This is a genomic window from Hydrogenovibrio sp. 3SP14C1, from assembly GCF_029625905.1.
In the GTDB taxonomy this organism is placed as follows: Bacteria; Pseudomonadota; Gammaproteobacteria; order Thiomicrospirales; family Thiomicrospiraceae; genus Hydrogenovibrio.
In genome coordinates this window covers 1-21,710 of the sequence record NZ_JARTLM010000008.1, presented here as the reverse complement: position 1 = coordinate 21,710, position 21,710 = coordinate 1, and the positions used below count along the sequence as shown (strand labels likewise).

General features: G+C 41.3%; 16 protein-coding genes. 8 read left to right on the top strand and 8 right to left on the bottom strand.

Annotation, left to right across the window (positions count from 1 at the left end):
• Window positions 1-16: 16 nt before the first annotated feature.
• From rlmB to P8629_RS07795, 3 genes are all read right to left on the bottom strand, one after another.
• The gene (gene rlmB / locus P8629_RS07805) at window positions 17-751 is read right to left on the bottom strand and encodes a 23S rRNA (guanosine(2251)-2'-O)-methyltransferase RlmB (protein ID WP_278165568.1); all 735 of its coding nucleotides are present in this window, start codon (window positions 749-751) and stop codon (window positions 17-19) included.
• Entirely contained in the window at window positions 748-3,087 is a 2,340-nt protein-coding gene (gene rnr / locus P8629_RS07800; protein WP_278165699.1) for a ribonuclease R, read from the bottom strand. The genes rlmB and rnr overlap by 4 nt, the downstream gene beginning before the upstream one ends.
• A gap of 367 nt (window positions 3,088-3,454) precedes the next feature.
• Window positions 3,455-4,864 (bottom strand): dihydrolipoyl dehydrogenase, encoded by a 1,410-nt coding sequence (locus P8629_RS07795; protein ID WP_278165567.1) that lies wholly within the window; start codon window positions 4,862-4,864, stop codon window positions 3,455-3,457.
• Between the two features lie 279 nt (window positions 4,865-5,143).
• Here P8629_RS07795 and P8629_RS07790 point away from each other — a divergent pair, with 279 nt between their 5' ends.
• Window positions 5,144-6,634, top strand: a complete 1,491-nt coding sequence (locus P8629_RS07790) for a lytic transglycosylase F (protein WP_278165566.1) — start codon at window positions 5,144-5,146, stop codon at window positions 6,632-6,634.
• On the opposite strand, the gene thiI is transcribed toward P8629_RS07790, so the two are convergent.
• A complete protein-coding gene (gene thiI / locus P8629_RS07785) occupies window positions 6,612-8,048 on the bottom strand; it encodes a tRNA uracil 4-sulfurtransferase ThiI (protein ID WP_278165565.1) in 1,437 nt (478 codons plus the stop codon). The genes P8629_RS07790 and thiI overlap by 23 nt on opposite strands.
• 86 nt (window positions 8,049-8,134) lie before the next feature.
• Complete coding sequence (locus P8629_RS07780; RefSeq protein ID WP_278165564.1) at window positions 8,135-8,974, bottom strand: HDOD domain-containing protein; 840 nt, start codon at window positions 8,972-8,974, stop codon at window positions 8,135-8,137.
• Window positions 8,975-9,307: 333 nt separating this feature from the next.
• Here P8629_RS07780 and P8629_RS07775 point away from each other — a divergent pair, with 333 nt between their 5' ends.
• Window positions 9,308-10,279, top strand: coding sequence for a class 1 fructose-bisphosphatase (locus P8629_RS07775; RefSeq protein WP_278165563.1), 972 nt, complete (start codon window positions 9,308-9,310; stop codon window positions 10,277-10,279).
• An 88-nt stretch (window positions 10,280-10,367) separates the two neighbouring features.
• On the top strand, window positions 10,368-10,901 hold the full coding sequence (ppa, locus tag P8629_RS07770) for an inorganic diphosphatase (protein WP_278165562.1): 534 nt from the start codon (window positions 10,368-10,370) through the stop codon (window positions 10,899-10,901).
• Between the two features lie 92 nt (window positions 10,902-10,993).
• Here ppa and glnE read toward each other — a convergent pair whose 3' ends face one another.
• On the bottom strand, window positions 10,994-13,729 hold the full coding sequence (gene glnE, locus P8629_RS07765; protein ID WP_278165561.1) for a bifunctional [glutamate--ammonia ligase]-adenylyl-L-tyrosine phosphorylase/[glutamate--ammonia-ligase] adenylyltransferase: 2,736 nt from the start codon (window positions 13,727-13,729) through the stop codon (window positions 10,994-10,996).
• A gap of 57 nt (window positions 13,730-13,786) precedes the next feature.
• Entirely contained in the window at window positions 13,787-14,566 is a 780-nt protein-coding gene (locus tag P8629_RS07760; protein WP_278165698.1) for a hypothetical protein, read from the bottom strand.
• 187 nt (window positions 14,567-14,753) lie between these two features.
• On the opposite strand from P8629_RS07760, the gene P8629_RS07755 reads away from it, so the two are divergent.
• Window positions 14,754-15,092, top strand: a complete 339-nt coding sequence (locus P8629_RS07755; protein ID WP_011370920.1) for a P-II family nitrogen regulator — start codon at window positions 14,754-14,756, stop codon at window positions 15,090-15,092.
• Between the two features lie 50 nt (window positions 15,093-15,142).
• Window positions 15,143-16,387 (top strand): ammonium transporter, encoded by a 1,245-nt coding sequence (locus P8629_RS07750; RefSeq protein WP_278165560.1) that lies wholly within the window; start codon window positions 15,143-15,145, stop codon window positions 16,385-16,387.
• A gap of 66 nt (window positions 16,388-16,453) precedes the next feature.
• Here the strand turns inward: P8629_RS07750 and P8629_RS07745 are convergent, their stop codons facing one another.
• Window positions 16,454-16,882 (bottom strand): hypothetical protein, encoded by a 429-nt coding sequence (locus P8629_RS07745; RefSeq protein WP_278165559.1) that lies wholly within the window; start codon window positions 16,880-16,882, stop codon window positions 16,454-16,456.
• Between the two features lie 121 nt (window positions 16,883-17,003).
• Here P8629_RS07745 and P8629_RS07740 point away from each other — a divergent pair, with 121 nt between their 5' ends.
• From P8629_RS07740 to P8629_RS07730, 3 genes are all read left to right on the top strand, one after another.
• Window positions 17,004-17,801, top strand: a complete 798-nt coding sequence (locus P8629_RS07740; protein ID WP_278165558.1) for a flagellin N-terminal helical domain-containing protein — start codon at window positions 17,004-17,006, stop codon at window positions 17,799-17,801.
• A 312-nt stretch (window positions 17,802-18,113) separates the two neighbouring features.
• A complete protein-coding gene (locus P8629_RS07735) occupies window positions 18,114-20,888 on the top strand; it encodes a valine--tRNA ligase (protein ID WP_278165557.1) in 2,775 nt (924 codons plus the stop codon).
• Complete coding sequence (locus P8629_RS07730) at window positions 20,866-21,582, top strand: TIGR04211 family SH3 domain-containing protein (protein ID WP_278165556.1); 717 nt, start codon at window positions 20,866-20,868, stop codon at window positions 21,580-21,582. The genes P8629_RS07735 and P8629_RS07730 overlap by 23 nt, the downstream gene beginning before the upstream one ends.
• Window positions 21,583-21,710 lie beyond the last annotated feature (128 nt).

Sequence of the window (21,710 nt, the reverse complement as noted above, 5' to 3'; positions counted from 1 at the left end):
ATGAAACGAAATAAGATTAAAGTGATATTCTTTGACGATAAATCTCATACAAAGCAACTCCCGTGGCGACGGAAACATTTAAGCTTTCAATAGAACCCGCCATTGGAATAGCAGCTAAATGGTCACACGTTTCCCGAGTTAATTTTCTCAAGCCAAATCCTTCCGCCCCCATAACCAAGCCCACAGCCCCTTTAAAATCTAACTGGTAAAGAGTCGTATCGGTTTCGCCAGCTAGGCCAGTAACCCATAAACCGGCTTGCTGCAGTTCCTTAATAGTTCTAACCAAGTTTGAAACCACCACCACCTTCACGGTTTCTGCTGCGCCACATGCAACCTTACGAACAGTTGCATTAACGCCCACTGAGTTATGTTTTGGAATCACAACGGCTGTCACGCCCGTCGCATCTGCCGTTCTAAGAATAGCACCCAAATTATGAGGATCCTGAACTTCATCCAAAAACAGAAACAGTGGATTAGACGCTGATTCAAGCAATGCCTTTAAATCGGTTTCATTCAGATCGGCTTGCTTGGCAACTGTTGCCACCACACCTTGATGAACACCCTCAAGCTTATTAAAGAAAGATTTAGGTTCAAGCTGATAAGCAATCCCCAAACGTTTTGCTTGATCCATTAAGCTTTGCACACGCTTATTGGCCGGCCCTTTCTGAAAAGTCAGCGAATAAATCAAATGGGGCGATTGCTTTAAAAACTTTTCAATCGCATGAATACCGTATAACTGCTGTTGCTTCACTCGGAAGTGCTCGATTTCTTCTTGCGGTTACGACCACCACCTTTTTTACGGTAATAACGTTTCTTTTTCTTTTTAGGTGCTTCAGAATCCTGTGATGCATCTTCAGAAGAAGCAGATCCCGACGTATCTGAAGTCTTAGAGTCTGCCTGAGTCTCTTCTTCGCCAGAAGACTCTGTTCCACCAGACAAGAAGCGTAAATCAACCTTACGGTCATCCATATTCACTTGGGCAACTTGCACGCGCAGCTTATCGCCTAAACGATAAACTTTACCTGTACGCTCTCCCTTCAAACAATGACGGGAAGCATCATAATGGAAGTAATCCTCCCCTAACTCTGTAATATGCACCAGCCCTTCAACATACAAAGGTTCAAGCTCAACAAACAATCCAAAGTTGGTTGCAGCCGTAACGACCGCATCATATTCTTCGCCCAATCTGTGAGATAAGAATTCACACTTCAAGAAAGTAACCGCATCACGCGTCGCTTCATCAGCACGTCGCTCAGTTCCAGAACAATGCTCACCAAGTTTCCCCATATCTTTCTCAGAATAGTTGAACTTACTGACATCTTCTTTCTTCCAAGCAAAACGAATCGCACGGTGAATCAACAAATCAGGATAACGACGAATTGGAGAAGTAAAGTGAGCATAATACTCATAATTCAAGCCAAAATGCCCTTTATTATCAGGCTGATAAACTGCCTGATTCATGCTTCTCAATAAGACCGTTCCAACCAAATGCTCATGTGGCTGACCTTGAACGGCTGCTGTTACCGCAGCATAATCATTTGCGTCCGGTTCATCTCCTCCTTCAAGCGTCAAACCAAAGTCACCAAGGAAAGTTCTTAAGTTCTTCAAACGCTCTTCTGAAGGTTTTTCATGAACTCTATACAGCATCGGAATTTTATGCCACTTCAAGTAACGTGCTGTTGCGACGTTCGCCATCAACATACATTCTTCAATCAACTTATGTGCTTCATTACGCACAACCGGAACGATTTTTTCAATCTTACGATTTTCATCAAATACAATTCGAGTTTCAGTGGTGTCAAACTCTAACGCCCCTCGCTCTGCACGAGCCTCTTTTAAAATCTGATACAAATCATTCAAATCTTCAACATTTGGCACAATATCTTTAAAGGTTTTGCGATGTTCAGATCCTTTATCCGTCAACATTTCATGCACTTGATCGTATGTCAGACGTGCTTTTGAATTCATGACCGCATCATAGAATTGCGTTCTTTCCAACTTTCCATCGTTATCGATGGACATATCGCACACCATACACAAGCGGTCAACTTTTGGATTTAATGAACAGAGATTATTAGACAGTTTTTCCGGTAGCATCGGAACTACTTTTTGTGGGAAGTAAACAGAGTTTCCGCGCTCATAAGCTTCTTTATCAAGCGGCGTGCCTTCTTTAACGTAATGCGAAACATCCGCAATCGCCACCACAAGTCGCCAACCATTTTTACGACGCTTCGCAAAAACAGCATCATCAAAGTCTTTAGAGTCTGCACCATCAATAGTGACTAATGGCAGACTACGTAAGTCTTTACGACCTTTTTTATCTTCTTCAGTCACTTCATCAGGAATTTTATCCAGCTGCTCAATCAATTCTTCCGGCCATTCATTCGGAATGTCATAAGCGTGAATGGCAGAATCTATTTCCATGCCAGGAGCAAGATAATCACCCACCACTTCAATGATTTTACCAATCGCACTTGAGCGCTTGGTTGGCTGATGGATTACCTCAACCATTACAATCTGCCCTTCCTCAGCATCAAGAAGACCATCTTGAGGAATAAAGATATCCTGTGCGATTTTATTATTATTCGGTTGAACCCAACCTAGTCCATCCTCTAAATGAAGACGCCCTAAAATCGTTTGGTTAGCATGCTCGATGATTTCGACAATCATCCCTTCGCGACGCCCCTTACGATCGACTCCTATAACAGATGCAATCACTTTATCACCATGAAATACTTTATGCATTTCACGATCACCCAAGAAAAGATCTCCGCCACCTTCTTCCGGCTGTACAAACCCAAATCCGCCAGGGTGTCCAATCACTTTCCCTTTGATCAGATCCATTTTTTGAATCAACCCGAAGGCACCGCGTCGGTTACGCAGGATTTGCCCGTCTCGAACCATTGCTTTTAAGCGGCGCGATAAGGCTTCAAAACGATCGTCACCATCAATTTCCAAAATAGTCGCAATCTGTTTAATTCGAAGAGGCTTTTGCTCTTTCTCTAAAAGCTCAATAATGAACTCTCGACTTGGAATGGGATTTTCGTATTTATCGGCTTCTCTATCAGCATGCGGGTCCGCTTTCATATCTTCATCTGTGGACGCATTTTGATTATTAGAAGGGTGTGATTCAGTCATCGTCTCAACTTGCTCTACAGACGGCTCTAAACTTTCATTCTCATTTTTGTTTGTGTCAGTCACTCGAAATTCAACTACTCTTATCTATAATGAAAAGCCACAAAGATCAATATTCCACACTTCGTCTGGCTTTCCAAGGTGGAAAATGTACTGTTCGTTTCTATAACCTTCAATACACTTTACAACACCTGATTAAAAAAAACCTAGCCAAGCTAGGCGCGCATATTATATACCAATTATAACAATATGTAAGTATTAAAGATTTTGGTTCGATCTACGGGCTTTATTTTGGCTGCATAATTCATTCTTTAATTATTCACTTTGAAGGTAAAATTTCTAAGGCATCAATTTCTTCAGTCGAATATAAAGCGTCAGCCAACAAACGTATGGCTGACTCTATCGCTTCTTCTAATACTGGGTGATAGTATGGCATTCTCAGCAACTCTAAGACTTCAAGCTTTTGTTCAACAGCCCAAGTCAACAAATGGGTAAAATGCTCAGCATGAGGCATAATCAACTCGCCCCCGATTAATTGTTTCGATGCCTTATCAGCATAAAGCGATATAACTCCTTTATCTTCTCCCATCACAATCGCCCGACCATTATTACGCTCAAGTTTGAAGTCAACGACAACCGTTTCATCCAAATCTAGTTCGGGATAACTCGTGCCAAAAAAGCCGATCTGTGGATCAATAAATGCAATCCCTAACGGTGTTTTCCGTCTATAAGCCGTCACATCAGGATAAGCCATGGCATTATTCACCGCTATTTTTCCTTCATGCCCCGCTTCATGCAAGATGGGCCTAAACGCATTGACATCGCCCGCAATAAAAACGGGCAAATCAGATATCTGCATGGTATTGATATTAAAAGAAGGCATGCCTTTTTCATCCAACTCAACACCTAGTTTTTCTAAACCAATGGTATCAATATTTGGACGGCGTCCTAAAGAAGCAAACACGGCATCAACTTCAAAACACCCAGAAGAAACCGTTACTTTTACGCTATCTCCGGATGCCTCAACTTGAGCAGGCTCTCCTAAATAAATCGGAAATTCTTTAGATATTAACTTAATCGCCTGACGAGAGGCTTTAGGCGAATTTAAGCCGCCAATCGTATCCGACATTTCAAACCCTATCACCTCTACACCGAGTCGAGAAAGTGCTTGGCCAATCTCAAGCCCAATAATGCCCAACCCAATCACAGCAATACGCTTAGGAAGTGTTTCCAGCTCAAATAAATCATCGCTGGTCATGAGTTTGTTTCCTAACGCTTTCCAGGGTTCAGGTACAACTGGACGCGAGCCAGTTGCAATAATAATTCTTTCTCCTTGAATTTGCTCACCATTCACTTCCACTGTATCGGGTGACACAAATTTAGCATACCCTTTGATTAGCTGACCTTCTTTCAGGGTATCGGTTGACCCCGCTTGAACACCAGAGGTAAAGCGATCACGAAAAGCTCTAACGCGCTTCATGACAGCAGCAAGATCAACACTCAAGCCATCAGCTCCATCAATCCCAAAATCATAGAAATGTTTACGAGCATGAAAGTGTTCAGCACAGTGAATCAAAGCTTTCGATGGCATACACCCTACGCGGGCACAGGTTGTTCCAAAAGCGCCTCCATTAATCATGACAAAATCATCTGTTTCATGACGAATGCGTCCTAAAGCTGTTAAGCCTGAGGAACCTGCTCCTAAAATAATGTATTTAACATGTCTCATAATTTCCATCTCTTAATATTGATCGGCATCTATGACAGAGAGAATGAATAAAATTTAACTCTCAATCTATCGAATTTCACCTCACACATTCTAAATAAACTGGTATATTCCATATTCTAAGATTTAAATTCATTCTAACGCCAGAATATGACAACTTAAAGAAATGACGTTAGTTAAAAACTAAATAGTGCTTGATTAATATTATTATCAAAATAAAATCAGTTCTAATGAAGTTCTAAATAGATACGTACGCGAAGCGAGCTCGGATTGTTATATAGTTTGAATAAAATCATCATCGGTATGTTAGTTGGCTGGACTTTCCTTGCCCTGCCAACTACGATTTGGAGTCAAGCGCTTCCCGATCAAAGAATATCGATATCTGAACGTATTTTAAAGCCATTTAAAGGCGACTTACCCGAACTCAGAAAAAGACGTATCATTCGGGTCTTGGTCAGTTACACACGAACCAACTTTTTCTTAACACCAAAAGGGTTTCGCGGGCTGGAATACGACCTATTAATGGCTTATGAGGCTTATTTAAACAGGGGTCCCAGGAAGCAGCGTTACGAGACACATTTAACTTTTATTCCGATGCCTTTCAGTGATATCTTGCCTAAATTACAAGCTGGCTATGGTGACATTGCTGCTTCTGGCTTTACAATTACCCCTGAACGAAGCGCCATGGTTGACTTCACCTCCCCTTACATTACAGAAGTTAAAGAAATACTCGTTTCGAGCAACGATGCACCACCAATTAAAAAGCTGGCTGACTTTGCTGGAAAACAAATCATCGTTGTCAGCAACAGCAGTTACATCGTCCACCTAGAAGCGATCAATCAAACCCTGGGACGCATGGGGTTGCCGACCATGGAAATTGTCAAGGCCGATCCACTCATTGAATCAGAAGACATTTTAGAACTCATTAATGAAGGGATCTATCAATATACTGTCGTTGACAACCATATTGCCTATATATGGCAGCGCGTTTTAGACAATATTCAACTGCATGAAGACATGATCATTCATCATGACAGTAATATTGGCTGGGCTATTCAAAAACACAATCCAAAATTAAAAGCCTCTTTGAATGATTTCATTCAAGCTTATGCCCAGCCTGGCCGTTTCCTTGGAAATGCCATTTATCATAAATACTTCGAAAACACTTATTGGATAGAAAAACCGTTAACACATGACTTGCTTAAACGAATCGACTGCTTAAAGTATTATTTTCAGCTTTATGCTGAATTTTATGGGTTTGACTGGAAGTTAATTGCGGCATTGGCCTATCAAGAGTCAAGATTTAACGCTAACAAAAGAAGTCATGCCGGTGCGATTGGGGTGATGCAAGTAAAACCTTCAACGGCTAGAGATCGGAATGTAAACCTTCCTAACATCAAAGACCTTGAGACCAACATTCATGCTGGTGTGAAATATTTAGCTTTCCTAAGAGATCGTTATTTTTCCAGCAATGATTACACACCAGAAGAAAAGGACAATTTTACTTTAGCAGCGTACAACGCAGGTCCGAGAAAAGTGATTCGACTGCAACAAAAAACCAAACGGCTTGGGTTAAACCCTTACAAATGGTTTTACAATGTCGAAACAACAGCTCGTGAAGTTATTGGACATGAAACCGTTAATTACGTTACCAGTATCCAGAAAATGCGGATTTTCTTGGAAGCTTCAAAGCGCCTGGATCAAAACAAGCGCCTCTATCTTGAAAAAACCGTTAGTCGAAACGATTATTTTAAAGAGGTCGATAAACCTTAACATTGTGAAACCCTGCATCCTGAAGATACTGAGCATGTAACTGACTCATGACGCCTTTTTGACAATACAGCAAATACTCTTTATTTTGATCTAAATACTTAAACTCATGATTAAGCTTATGAAACGGAATCGTCAAGACATCTTTCAAGTCTAATGGGTCGGCCGCTGCCTGCTCCTCTTTTCGAATATCAATCACAACTTGTTCAGAGACTTGGTTTAGCACCTCAATGGCTTGCGCTTCATTAACATTGGCAACGATTGAATCAACCGGAATGGATTCAGAAGCGGTAACCGCTTGAGCCAGTACGTCATAATCAAATTTTTTCGCTTCCCTCTCCATTCGCTTGAAAGAACCATGTGTAATCGGGTTTTGAGAAATCACGCCACAATATTCCGGCATATTCTCAGCAAATTCACGCGTACCGATTTGGTCTGCAATTGCCATAATATCCGGCTTGCTCATCACTGAAAGAGGACGCAAAACTAACTTATTCGTTATCTGATCAATCAATGCCAGGTTACGTAATGTCTGGCTGGATACCTGAGCAACCGATTCGCCCGTAACTAAAGCATCGATCCCCATTTTATCAGAGACCTCTTCAGCCGCCTGCAACATCAGCCTTTTAAGTGTCACCCCCATATAAGATTCATGCGTTGAGCGGAAAATTTCTGCCACCACGTCTTCAAACGGCACAGTAATGAACTCAACCCGGTGTGAAGCCCCAAAATGCTCCCATAAATAAAGAGCCACTTGTTTCACGCCAATCTCGTGGGCAGCACCCCCTAAATTGAAGAAGATAAAATGCGTCTTCAGTCCACGCTTCATGGTTAAATAACTGGCGACAGTGGAATCAAACCCACCCGACATCAAGGACAGTACCTCTCCCTGACTTCCTAAAGGAAAACCACCCAGGCCTGGGTAACGATTTTGAATAATATTTAATTGATCCTGATGGTATTCCAATTCAATTTTTACATCGGGATGATAAAGATCAACCCCTTTTGGGTTTCCTTTTTCATAACAGTAAGCACCTATAAAGCGCTCCATATCGAAGGATGTAAAATCGTGCGTTCCAGTTCGTTTGGCACGAATCACGAATGTTTTACCTTCAATCTTAGGCACGGCATACTCAGCCACTTTGGCAGCAATCTCATCTAACGTTTTTGCATGAGATTGCTCAACCTCCAACACCTGTTCAATGCCAGGTGTTTTTAGCAAGATATCACGAACAGCCGCACCTTGCTCAGTAGTACAGAAAACTTCGATCTTATCCCAATAACGCTTGCTTTCAACACCCGACAATCTTCGAGACAACAATGTCTTTAGATTGAAATGAAGCTGGTTCACCATTTTCTTTTTAACGGCGTTACCTTTCACCATGATTTCAGGAAAGAGTTTAATAATAAATTTCATACAATTACTGTCTACTGTTTAGAACGGAAGCGACTAGCGCTTCTTGTTTTTTAATCTTTAGAATAAATGAGAACCTAGATATGGGACTAAACCAAGCTATTACTCATCAATGCACGACGGACTTCATCAATTACGTCATCTTCGAGATAGAGTTCATGCTGAGCATTTTCAAGCATCTCTTTCACTTCGGATCCCAAAAAACTATCAAAACTGACTTCACTGACAATCGAGTTCCCTAACTGTATCAATGCAACCAAAGTACGGACATGCTTATTTTTGATGGCATCCAAGTTTCGCTGATGATGCATTAGCATGACTTGAGCGTAAATTGAATCCAGTCGCCACTCTTTAGCCACTAATAACCCATAAAAACCATGATGGGTTTTGTAGTTTTTAACTTCTCGAGTGAGTCCACTGTAGCAATTTGTGAGCGTATTATAAAAAGTCGATTGATAGTTACCAAACTTCATTTCCATCACAATTGCACCCGCATTATGAAACAATCCTGCCAGATAGACTTCATCTTGCTGCACGCCGTCCACCCAGCGACTCAATTCAGTTGCCACATTCGCCACATCAATACTGTGATCCATCAGATCATCAAAAATAATATCGGCGACCTGTGTTTTAAACCCTAACCCAAATACCAAGTTTTTAAGACGTTTAAGTCCTAAAGAATCAATTGCGCCCTTAATGGTTGTGACCGAATCAGAATCTTTGGGTAGGAATTGGGATTGGTTAGCGACCTTGATCAACTCACCTGATAACACGGTATTTCGACCAATAATACCGGCCACTTCATGCATATCCGGAAATTCTGTTTTTTGTAATAAGTTTTGAAGTTCAATCAGCTCAGCTGGAATGGTTGGAATATCAAAATCAGCGAGTTGCTGCTGCGCAATCAACATTTGTTGCCTTATATCCATAAATTCTTCATCTTATAATTTGTTACAAAACACAGCATCATTTTCAGTCTTACCATTTGAGACAACCTAAGCTCACTTAACTGTAATATAAAAATACCAACCTAATAAACGCAATCAAAGAAATGTAGAGCGTCAAAATACGGTACTAATTTTAGGCTTATTATAAAACAGACAGCGGTTTATTTCTCAGTTTAATTCCAGCACTCGCTCTCATTATCAGCAATCCTATTCCACGCCCAGCAAGCCCCGCCGCAAGTGCTTAATCACTTGAAGTTTTATCCACTGCCTGTTATGATTACGCCAATTTTATTTTCAACATAAGAGAGACTCTCAATGAAAAGATTAGATCAAGTCTTAGCGGCCGATGGCGTAAACGCTGAACTAGAGTTAGTAATCAAAGACGTTATGGTTGCCTGTAAAGACATCGCCTACAAGCTAGGTCAAGGTGAATTAGCCGGTATCTTAGGCGCAACTGAAGATGAAAACGTTCAAGGTGAAACACAAAAAATGCTTGACGTTATCTCTAACGATCTTTTAAAAGATATTCTAGTAGCAAACCCATATGTTCGTGGCGTTGGCTCTGAAGAAGAAGATTACACTATCGCTGGAAATGCAGATGGTAAATACCTAGTGACATTTGATCCACTAGATGGTTCTTCTAACATCGACGTTAACTTGTCTGTTGGAACAATCTTTTCTGTCTTAGAAGCACAAGACAACAAATCTGGCGATAACCAAGAAGTTTTCCTACAAAATGGTCGCAAGCAAGTTGCTGCTGGTTATGTTCTTTATGGTCCTTCTTCTTTGCTTGTTATGACAACAGGCAATGGTGTTAACTTATTCACTTTAGATACCAATATCGGTGAGTTCGTTCTAACGAAAGAAGCGCTACAAATTCCTGAAGAGACTGCTGAATTCGCAATCAACATGTCTAACCAACGTTTCTGGGAACCAGAAATGAAACAATACATTGATGACTGTCTACTAGGGGAAGAAGGTCCTTTAGGTAAGCGTTACAACATGCGTTGGGTTGCATCAATGGTTGCTGAAGTTCACCGTATTCTAATTCGTGGTGGTATCTTCATGTACCCTTACGACAACCGTGATCCATCAAAAGCTGGGAAACTACGTCTTATGTACGAAGGAAACCCAATGTCAATGATCGTTGAACAAGCGGGTGGTGCGTCATCAACAGGTCGTATGGACATTATGGATGTTGCCCCTCAAGGGATTCATGATCGCGTTCCAGTGGTACTGGGTTCAAAAAATGAAGTTGCTAAAGTTGTGGCTTACCACACAAAATAAGCTAAGCGTTTTAGCATCAATTTTGAACACCCGCTTCATGCGGGTGTTTTCGTCTCTAACATCAATTTTAGTTTAAAAGGATAAAACCATGGGTTATTCAGCCGTTCCAGCTGGAAAAGACGTTCCGAATGATATCAACGTTATTATTGAAATTCCGGCATTTGCACCACCGATTAAATATGAAGTCGACAAAGATACCGATCTTGTCTGGGTTGACCGTTTACAAGGTGCAACCATGCAATACCCGGCCAACTACGGTTATGTCAATGACACCCTTTCAAATGACGGTGATCCGGTTGACGTATTGGTTGTCACACCGCACCCTCTAATGATTGGTTCTGTCATTCGTTGCCGCCCAATCGGTATCTTCCATATGACTGATGACGGTGGTGAAGATGCAAAAGTGATTGCGGTACCAATCGACAAACTGACACCGATTTACAAAGCTGTTCAAAAAGTAGAAGACATTCCTTTACTGAAAGAACAAGTCGAGCTTTTCTTCAGCCACTACAAAGACATTGAACCAGGTAAATGGGTTAAAGTTGATGGTTGGGGGGATGTTGAAGCGGCCCGTAAAGAAATTCTAGATGGAATTGCACAATACGAAGCTGCAAAAAAATAAACCTCTTCAAAACCAACTGGTTGAATTAAAAACAGCCAGGCCTGGTGATTATTAAGCCCTGATTTATAAGGTATAAATCAGGGCTTTTTTGTTTAGCTCATCAGCGTTTGCCAGCTTTTTTCAACCACCGCTCTTTCTACTTTAAAATCCTCAGCAGAAATCAGCGACTTTTCATTTTGTAATGCCAGTCGATGATAACGCGCTCGATACACTCGGTAAGCATCAATCAACGCCCCCACCTCTTCAACCGGTAACAACTGAACGGTTTTAATCGCCTCTAGCAAACGGATATTGTCTGACCACTGTGTTAACTCACTAAACTCATGTGCATGTCCTAACACCAAATATTGCACCATAAATTCAATATCAACAATCCCACCACTGCCCTGCTTTAAATCAAACTGCTCAGCGTTCGTCTTATCTAATGACTCTCGCATTTTTTGGCGCATCGATACCACTTCTTGCTTGAGCGCATTCAAAGCTCTGGGTTTTGCAATAAACGCTTTTTTAAAGTCATAAAAATGCTGTTGACTGATTTCTGAGCCCACTACTGCACGGGTACGAACCAAAGCTTGATGCTCCCAAACCCAAGCTTTATTCTCTTGATAAGCTTCAAAAGACTTCAGGTCGGTAATAATCATCCCGCTCGCGCCATTGGGGCGAAGCCGAGTATCCACTTCGTACAAGGTGCCTGTCGGCATAAAGGTTGTTAACAAAGAAATAATCTTCTGAGCCATCCGCATAAAATAAAGATTGTTTTCCAATGGTTTATCACCATCACTGGCGTCGGAAGGTGCCAGACCATCATATAAGAACACAATATCTAAGTCAGAACCATAGCCCAACTCAATACTGCCTAACTTGCCATACCCCACAACCAAAAACGGCATGCCATTTTCTGATTTGAAACCGCCAGGCAAGCCACTTCTACGCTGCATAAATCGCCAGGCATATTCTGCCGTTACCTCTAAAACGGCTTCCGCAATCCACGTCAGGTAATCACTCACTTTCATGATCGGCAAATGCCCTGTTATATCGGCGGCAGCTACCTTAAAGACTTGCGCATGCTTCCATTGGCGCAAGTGGTTCATAAAGGCTTCATCATCTGGAAAACTGTCGTCTAAAAGATGACAAGCTTCCTGTTTTAAATCCGCCAACTCTAACGGTTCATATAGAATTCTTTCATCCAGCAACTGATCTAACAAAGCTGGATATTTCACCAGCATCTCCGTCATCCAGCTACTTAACGAGCACAATTGCAACAAATGCCTAATGGCATGAAGATTTTCTTTTAACAACACCAGATAAACACTACGATTCATCACGCCGCTTAAAATCTTTAACACTCTCTCCAAGGCCAAGGCTTCATTTTCAACGTCCTGCAAGCCCATCAATAAAACAGGTAAAACCGCTTTAAATCGGCCAACCGCATCGGAGCTTGCATGCGTATAAGATCGGGAACTCAAAAACTGGTTCAAAATATCGACGACCTTTTCAGGCGCAGTCAATGAGAGTGATTCCAAGACTTCTAAATCGATTTCATTCGATAAACAGGCTTGCTTGAAATCGCTATCTTCTACCGACTCATCAGACTCTTCAGCAAAAACAGCATCAAACTCGGTTTGAACAAACGCCAGATAAACCGCCAACTGTTTTTCAAAGGCCTCATAATTGTCAAATCCCATCGACTCGGCCAGACATTGTTGCTGATGAGCATTACTCGGTAAGTCATGTGTTTGTTGATCGTTCCATTCTTGTAAACGGTTTTCTGCTTTTCTTAAAAAGAGATAGGCTTCAAGTAGACGCTGTTCATTGTTTTTATCGATATATTGCCGTTCCGAAAGTGCTGCCAGCATAGGCATCAATTGACGGCCTTGTAACAAAGTATCTCTGCCACCATGCACCAACTGAAAAGCCTGCACAATAAATTCGATTTCCCGAATACCACCAGGACCCAACTTAATATTATTATGCTTGTCTTTTTTCTTCACCTCGGCATTAATCATCATTTTCAATTCACGCAGGGCTTCAATCGCAGTGAAATCAACATATTTTCGATAAATAAATGGGCGAAGTATTTCAAACAATTCTTCGCCTTTTGCTTCATCTCCGGCAATCACTCGTGCTTTGACTAACGCATAACGTTCCCAAGCACGCCCATGAATTTGATAATAATTCTCCATTTCTGAAAAACTAACCGCTAACGGCCCAGTCTGACCAAAAGGTCTTAAGCGCATATCGACTCGATAAACCATGCCGTCCGTTGTAAATTCGGTTAATGATTTGTTAAGCGCTTGTCCTAGCCGGGTAAAAAACTGATCATTTGAAATTGAGCGTACCCCACCTTCTGTTTGCCCTTTTTCAGGATAGACAAAAATCAAATCAATGTCCGATGAAAAATTAAGCTCTTGACCGCCTAGCTTGCCCATCCCAAGCACTAACATTTTTTGGGGCTCACCTGATTCTTGACCTATCGGGGTACCGGATCGTTTTATCATTTCATCATAATGCCAGTCCAATGCACCCGCAACCAGTCCATCAGCTAGATCAGATAAATCCTGCAGGGTTTCAGGAACGTCTGCCAACCCTTTTAAATCACGAATCGCGATGCGTACCATTTCAGCACGTCTAAAGTAACGTAAGCGAGTGTTCAAGGTCGCTAAACTATCACTCGCTTTCAATTCTGTGACAATCCGCTGAACCATGTCTCCTGTTGAATATTTGCTGTCCCAACATTGAGTCTCTAACAACTCGGGAAAACGTTGTGTTTCCCGTTCAACAAAAAGACTCCAAGCATTAATTTTTTCTAAGGGGATTGTTTGACTCATTCTGATTCTCTTTTTCAATCATAAATAGTGATAAAAATAGCCAGGCCTGGCTATTTATTAAGCTTCAACGGTGGCAAGATCTGTTTTAAAATCCTGCATATAATAAATATAGAGTTTGGTTTTTCGTTTATCTGACAACTCCCAAATCTCACTCGGTTCAACTTCGGGAACAGCAAAGCTGTTTGAAATAAAAGTGGCCTCTTTCGGTAGCTCAGACACTACTTTTTTCCAAAGCTTCGACATCGGTTCAGGCGATAAAAAAGCATACACCACATCATAATATTCTAACTTTGCTTTCCACATGTCCATTGGGTAGACATGCCCGCCTCTGAACAGCGTAAATAGCTTGGAGAATAAATAAGGAATCGGAGCGGTTTCAACCCCATCAGATCGTAGAACATTCACTTGCTGACTCATAAAAACAACCGTCCCACCGAGCCCACAGCCTAAGTCTAAAAAACGAATGTCTTTACGGCGTTTAATCAGTTTTTTTAATGCCATTCGCGTTGTGGTGTTTGTTAAATAAAGTGGGACACGTTCTTTAATCGCATTAAAAAAGACCAGCCAAAGCAACAGAAAAATAACCAATGCCCAAAGTGGATTGAGTTCAAAATGCAATCCGATATATAAGCCTACAGGCAGCCCAAACTGGATAAGGCGCCACCAACACGGCAACCCCATTCGACAACTCAAAAATGCAGCTAAAACACCTTGGGCAATGACCAGCCCCCAAATGGGATACGGCGGTGCAACAACAAACTTCAGCAACCAGACACTGGCCGCTAATATAAGGAGTGCAATCCCTTGTGCCAATAAGGCAATCATAATCTTAGGCATTCTATTCACGTCATCTCACTTTGGCGCACCAACAAAAAACAACATCGCACCATAAAAAACATTAAAACTCTCAAAAAAATCAAAAAAAACAACTTAACTCATTGTTTAAAAACGAAATTAAAAACATGGCATAACCAAAGCTACGTGATGTACGAACAATTCGTCAATCATAAAAACAGAGGTTAGTATGAAACTTGTAGTCGCAATTATCAAACCTTTTAAGTTAGATGATGTACGGGAATCTTTACATGAAATTGATGTTCATGGGATGACTGTCACTGAAGCTAAAGGTTTTGGTCGCCAAAAAGGGCATACCGAAATTTACCGTGGCGCAGAATACGCCATAGAATTTTTACCAAAAGTACGCATCGAAATTGCCGTACCTGAAGAAAAAGTGGAAAGTGTTATTGAAGCAATTGGTAATGCTGCACGCACTGGAAAAATCGGGGATGGAAAAATCTTTGTAAGCCCAATCGAACAAGCTGTTCGTATTCGAACTGAAGAGAAAGGTGAAGTCGCACTTTAATTAAAAGATCTTCTCATCAAATCTTTTGTTAAACGATAAGGAACTAAGTTATGGAACAAATATTAGAATTAAGCTACGCATTAGATACTTTTTATTTTCTAATGTCTGGCGCACTGGTCATGTGGATGGCAGCTGGTTTTGCCATGCTAGAAGCGGGACTGGTTCGTACCAAAAATACAACAGAAATCTTAGCTAAGAACGTTGGGCTTTTCGCCATTGCCTGTATTATGTATATGTTGGTTGGTTACAACATTATGTATGGTGATGCAATTAACTCAGTGATTCCTGGTTTAAGCTTCCTATTAGGTGGTGACAACGCAACAGCAGCAGTTGTAGCTGGTGGTGATGGTGCACCTTATTATTCAAACATGTCTGACTTCTTCTTCCAGGTTGTGTTCGTAGCGACAGCAATGTCTGTTGTATCGGGTGCGGTTGCTGAGCGTATGAAGTTAATGTCTTTCTTCGTGTTTGCAATTGTCTTAACGTCAGTTATCTATCCTGTCCAAGGTTATTGGAAATGGGGTGGTGGTTTCCTAGATCAACTAGGTTTCCTAGACTTCGCAGGTTCAGGGATTGTTCATATGACAGGTGCAGCGGCAGCTCTAGCAGGTGTTCTTCTACTGGGTGCTCGTAAAGGGAAATATGGTCCTAACGGTGAATCTAAAGCGATTCCTGGTGCAAACCTACCGCTTGCAACTTTAGGGACATTCATCCTATGGTTAGGTTGGTTTGGTTTCAACGGTGGTTCAGAGCTTAAAATCTCTAACGTTGAAGAAGCAAATGCTGTATCAATGATCTTTGTTAACACACTATTAGCTGCAGCAGCAGGTGTTGTTGGTGCGTTACTAGCGTCTAAAATCAAGTTTGGTAAAGCAGATTTAACAATGATGCTAAACGGTGCACTAGCAGGTCTAGTTGCAATCACGGCTGAGCCTCTAACGCCAAGTGCATTAGAAGCAACTTTAATTGGTCTTGTCGGTGGTATCATCGTAGTTGCAGCAATCTTGATTCTTGACAACAAGTTCAAAATTGATGATCCAGTCGGTGCGATCTCAGTGCATGGTGTTGTAGGTATCTACGGTCTTATTGCAGTGACGTTCACTAACCCTGATTCAAGCTTGGTTGCACAGTTCATCGGTATCGCAGCGATCTTCAGCTGGGTATTCATTACAAGTTTGGTTGTCTGGGCAATTATCAAAGCAGTAATGGGAATCCGTATCTCTGAAGAAGATGAGTTCGAAGGAGCTGATCAGTCAGAATGTGGTATGGAAGCTTACCCTGAGTTTACAAAGTAATCTCAAATAAAGCTTAAAAAAAAACCCCGCATGATGCGGGGTTTTTTTGTGTCTAGGGAAAAGACATTATAACGTTCTTATTTTATAGAGCCATTTTTTTAATATCATTGCTAAACTCGGTTTCACAACAATTGGGTGTTTAAACTTCAACACCACTGCCTGTGTTTCCGGATTAAAAAGTGGATGATGATACCAACCCTGTATATCACTTTCTTCCATCCCACTGTCTAAAGCAATTAACTGCCATGGTAGGAACACCGCCTCATCCTCACTTTCAACCTTGTTAGGTAAAACAATAAGTGGAACTTTCTGTTCTAGAATAACCGTTTCTGTCTGCCCCCCTTCGGTCCAAATACGAACCACTTCTCCTTCTTCTAACAAAGAGCCATAAGGTAAAAACAGATACTGTGCCGATAAATGCGTCACCGGATTATCGGTTAATGGAGGACCTTCAGGAAAACTGAACTGACAGAAATTACCGGGACAACAAGACATAATTGAATTCCAAATGACTTTTAAAAATAAATTAAAAGTGTAAAATAATTAATAAGTTAGCGAAAAATATTAACTAAACTATTTTTCTCGTTTCACCTTTTAAAGCAAGGAGAGTAAGACTATGGCTTTAGAATCTCTTAACGTAACAGGCGCGTCCTCCCCTTATATGAATGACCTTTTTAAGGTGAATCAAAGTTTAACATCAGGCTCTCGAATCAACAACTCGGCAGATGACGCAGCCGGGCAAGCTATTGTCTCGTCTTTAACCTCTCAAGTTAACGCTCAGGACGTAGGCGTTCAGAATGCCAACACGGGAATCAACCTGCTTCAAACCGCTGATGGCGCCAGCAACAGTATTACACAGCAATTACAGCGGCTCAGCGAATTAAGCCTTCAAGCTCAGAATGGAACCTATTCCGACGCACAGCGAACCATTTTAAATCAAGAGTTTCAACAAGGCTTAGAAAGCATCAACCAATTTGCTGAATCAGCTTCATTCAATGGCATTAAGCTGCTCAACGCAGAGACCCCTAGCCTGAATATTGCTTTAGGTGCCGATAACAATACATCCACTATCCAGTTACCTGACTTAACTGCGAACAATTTAGGGCTGGCAGGGACAGACATTTCCACCAGCACAAATGCCGAAGCGGTTCAATCGCAAATTTCCGATGTATTAGGTCTTATCTCAGACAGTCGTGCGCAATTAGGTGCCCAACAAAATGGCTTGAGTTCAGCGGCTAATGACTTGATGAATCAAAATCTAAATTCACACTCGACTCGTAGCCAAATCAACGACACAGATTATGCCAAAGCGGTCACAGATCAAGCACGACAACAAGTATTAAACAATGCTTCGGTCGCCATGCTCGCACAGAGAAACCAAAATTACAGCAACGTATTACCGCTACTAAGTTAAACAACTCAATTAAAAATGGCCAGGCCTGGCCATTTTTAACGCCAAAATCATAATATTACTCACCTCTGATCTTTAGCGTCGTAAAATTGGAATACCGAGTTTTTTGACACCATCTCCGTTACGGTATTAAGTTCTTTAATCCAAAACTTATTTTCTCTTCTAAAAGCCGTTTTCGTTTTGCTATAATCCCAAGAATTTATTAATAAAATGCATTGAAAGACCGTGATTTTTGCTTAGTTACAACGAAAAACGAGTAAACAATCAACCGGGCTAATGAGCGTTCCAAACTAGATAAGAAGACATACAAAAAACATGGAAAAACATTTCGATCCTAATTCTATTGAAACAAAGTGGTATCAAACTTGGGAAAAAAGCGGCTATTTTAAGCCTCAAACCAGCACAACTGGCAACAATTACAGCATTATGATTCCGCCACCAAATGTGACCGGAAGCCTCCATATGGGGCATGCTTTCCAAGATACCATTATGGACACATTGACTCGTTACCACCGTATGCTAGGTGACGAAACGCTGTGGCAACCAGGAACGGATCATGCCGGCATCGCAACTCAGATGGTAGTTGAACGCCAGTTGGCTGCTAAAGGATTAAGTCGTCATGACTTAGGTCGAGAAGCTTTTACCCAAAAAATCTGGGAGTGGAAAGCAGAATCCGGCGGAGCGATTACAAAACAACTTCGTCGTTTAGGGGCTTCACCAGATTGGAGTCGCGAACGCTTTACGATGGATGATGGTTTGTCAGATGCTGTCAGAGAAGTCTTTGTTAAGCTGCATGAAGAAGACCTAATCTACCGAGGCAAACGCTTAGTAAACTGGGATCCGGTTCTACACACAGCCGTTTCCGATTTAGAAGTCCTTTCAGAAGAAGAAATGGGTAGCCTGTGGCACATGCGTTATCCGTTATCAGATGGATCGGGGCACTTAATTGTCGCCACCACTCGTCCAGAAACCATGTTTGGAGATCAGGCCGTTGCGGTTCACCCTGAAGATGATCGCTATCAAGGCCTTATTGGTAAAACCATTACACTCCCTCTGGTTGGACGCGAAATTCCAATCATCGCAGATGACTATGTTGAAATGGACTTTGGAACAGGTTGTGTCAAAATCACACCTGCTCATGACTTTAACGACTATGAAATGGGGAAACGTCACAACCTCCCAATGCTAAACGTCATGACCGTCGATGCTGCGATGAATGAAGAAGTGCCTGAAAAATACCAGGGGTTAGATCGTTTTGAAGCAAGAAAACAAGTCATTGCCGATTTAGAATCACAAGACTTAATGGAAAAAATAGTACCCCATAAGTTAATGGTTCCTCGCGGAGATCGCACGCATGCGGTTATTGAGCCATTCTTAACAGACCAGTGGTATGTGGCCGTTCAAGAGCTTGCCAAACCAGCTATTAATGCAGTTAAAAACGGCGACATTGAATTTGTACCGAAAAACTGGGAAAACACTTATTTTGAATGGATGAACAACCTTCAAGATTGGTGTATTTCTCGACAAATTTGGTGGGGGCATCGAATCCCAGCTTGGTATGATGAAGAAGGTAATGTCTATGTTGCCCGCTCTGAAGAAGAAGTACGCACCAAATATCAACTGGATGCAAATCTAACACTTAAACAAGATGATGATGTTTTAGACACGTGGTTCAGTTCAGCTTTATGGACCTTTTCAACATTAGGTTGGCCAGAAAAAACACCTGAACTTGAAAAATTCCACCCCACATCAGTGTTGGTAACGGGCTTTGATATCATCTTCTTCTGGGTTGCCAGAATGATTATGATGACCCTTAAATTTACCGGCGAAGTCCCTTTCAAGCAAGTCTATGTTCACGGTTTAGTGCGTGATGGCGAAGGTCAAAAAATGTCCAAGTCGAAAGGAAATGTGCTTGATCCAATTGACCTGATTGATGGCATCGATCTTGAAAGCCTGGTCATTAAAAGAACCACAGGTATGATGCAGCCAGAAAAAGCTGCCCAAATTGAAAAAACAACTCGTAAGCATTTTGCTGATGGTATCGAATCTTACGGAACAGATGCCTTACGTTTTACGTTCGCATCATTAGCCTCTACTGGTCGAGATATCCGCTTCGATTTAAATCGATGTGAAGGATATCGAAATTTCTGCAACAAACTGTGGAATGCGACGCGGTATGTTCTCATGAACACAGAAGGTAAAGATACTGGAACAGATGAAACACTTAGCACAGAATTATCGTTAGCTGATAAGTGGATTATTTCTAAACTACAGAATGTAGAAACGGAAGTCGCAAAGCACTTTGAGCAATATCGTTTTGATCTCGCTGCTCACTCATTGTATGAGTTTACATGGAATGAGTATTGTGATTGGTATCTAGAGTTGGTTAAACCGATTTTAAACTCAAACACAGCCACTGAAGAGCAACAACGTGGTACCCGACAAACATTGGTACGCGTTTTAGAAACCATCTTACGCTTGCTACACCCAATCACGCCTTATATCACAGAAGAAGCCTGGCATAGCGTTGCAGCACTTGCAGGTAAAGCCGGTGATACGATCATGCTTCAGCCCTACCCAAGAGCAAATGAAGCTTTAATTGATAACGCGTCTGAAAAAGAATTGGAATGGGTAAAACATGTCATCATGGGCGTTCGTAAAATTCGTTCAGAAATGGATATTGCGCCAAGCAAGTCATTGCCAATCTTGTTGACCAATCTGCAAGAGCAAGATAAAACTTGGTTAGAAAACAACCGTGTTTTCCTACAAACATTGGCTAAACTTGAAAGCATAACCTTATTAGAAAATGAAAAAGAAGCTCCTGAATCTGCCGTTGCCTTAGTTGGAGAAATGAAGATCTTAATCCCAATGGCTGGTCTAATCGACAAAGAGGCAGAACTGACACGCTTATCAAAAGAAATCAACCGACTTGACGGCGAAGTGAAGCGCTTCACAGGAAAATTATCAAACGAAAGCTTTGTTTCTAAAGCTCCTGAAGCCGTGGTTGAAAAAGAAAAACAAAAACTGCATGACACTGAAATTGCACTAAAAAACTTAAAGGATCAATATGAAAAAATTAGTCAAATCTAACAAAACCATACTTTCATTAATGATTGCCGTTAGTGCATCAGCAGTAACTTATAGTTCAACAGCTCTTTCTGAAGTTCAATCTGGCTATACGCATTATGTAACGGATTCTATCGAAATACCGTTTAGAAGCCAACCTGGTTATAAGTATAAAATTTTAAGAATGCTAAAATCAGGGACTAAGGTTACCATCCTAGAAGTGAATGATGATGGCTGGGCAAGGCTGATCTATAACTACAAAGGTGATGACATTGAGGGCTGGATGCCATCAAGTGTTCTTCAAAGCCAACCTATTGCAAAAGTAGAAGTTCAGAAGCAAGATCGCAAAATAGCAAAAATTGAAAAAGAACTGAACCAGTTAAACCTGGAAAAAAATACACTTCAAAGTCGCTTCAATGATACCGCTAAAGAGTTAAAAGAAGTCAAACAGGATAACTTTGAACTCAACAAACAACTTGAAGAAATCAAAGCGATATCTGGCAATGCCATCCAGCTAAACAATGAAAATAAGCAAATGGTTCAGCAAATAGAAAAGCTTAATAATGAAAATGCCATTATGAAAGAACAAATTGATCAAGCGAAAGATGTAGTTCAACGTCAATGGTTCTTAACTGGTGGTGGGGTTTTGTTACTAGGTCTCTTACTAGGTCGTTTCTTCAGAATCCCTAATCGCAAAAACAAATGGAACACTTTGTAAGTGATTACGAATAAACCTCTAAAACCTACCTCTGGTAGGTTTTTTTATGTCCATACATTCAACTCGTAAGTGCAACGTTCTTATTCCAAAACACCTCATTTGGTGTTTTGTATCCTAAACACTTTCTG